We start from the raw sequence: 776 nt of genomic DNA, 5'->3' as shown, positions 1-776 counted from the left end.
TATGTAATATCGGTTACCCACACCCGGTTTGGCGCGGATGCGGTAAAGACCTGGTTCAGCACATTGGGTGCCACAGGGTGGGTGTGATTCGAGTCGGTCGTCGTCACACGGAACTTTTTGGATACACACGAACGCAAACCGTTTTCCCTCATCAGATTACTGACCAGACGTTCGGATACCGTCCATCCTTCTCGCCGGAGGAGCCTCGTAATTTTAGGGCTGCCGTACCGTTTTTTTGCGTCCGTGAAGAGCCAGGTGATACGCGCTAACAGTAAGGCTCTACGCTTCTTATAGCTATTCTCGTTCGCTTTCTCCGTGACCCATTTGTAGTATCCGCTCCTGGATACAGCCAAGACTTCGCACATCTTCTCCATTCGAAACTCGGAACGATGAGCTTCGATGAACTGGAATCTTACTTCCTTGGTTTGCTGAAGATGTGCACCGCCTTTTTTACGATAGCCAACTGCTCCTCCGCATCTGCGAGTTGTTGATCTTTTGCCAAGAGTTCACGCTCTTTATCCTGTAGGAGTTGTTCCAGTTCGCGGATCTTCTCGGCACTGGCTACAGGTTCACTCCCAAATGTACGATACTTTGCTTTCCACTGATGGAGTGTTTTAACCGGGATGTTGAGTTCCTCGGCAATCTCCGGCATCGACTTCGTCTGTTCTTGAATGTATTTCACCGTTTGCTGTTTAAATTCTTCGTTAAACCGTTGACGCTGTTCACCCATGTGAACACCTCCTCGTTATGTCTATTTATTATTTCGTTTCTCTTAA

Annotated in this window: 2 protein-coding genes; both read right to left on the bottom strand. The window is 48.2% G+C overall.

Annotated elements, in window-relative coordinates:
- A partial coding sequence (locus FE784_RS43110; RefSeq protein WP_425465603.1) for an IS3 family transposase occupies positions 1-365 on the bottom strand: 365 nt, incomplete at its 3' end.
- A 47-nt stretch (positions 366-412) separates the two neighbouring features.
- Positions 413-730, bottom strand: coding sequence for a transposase (locus FE784_RS40565; protein ID WP_139607983.1), 318 nt, complete (start codon positions 728-730; stop codon positions 413-415).
- Between the last annotated feature and the right edge of the window lie 46 nt (positions 731-776).

Origin of the sequence: Paenibacillus hemerocallicola (assembly GCF_006265175.1) — a bacterium.
Classification (GTDB): domain Bacteria; phylum Bacillota; class Bacilli; order Paenibacillales; family NBRC-103111; genus Paenibacillus_AB; species Paenibacillus_AB hemerocallicola.
The sequence above is the reverse complement of the archived record's forward strand: the minus strand, read 5'-3'. Positions and strand labels throughout refer to the sequence as shown.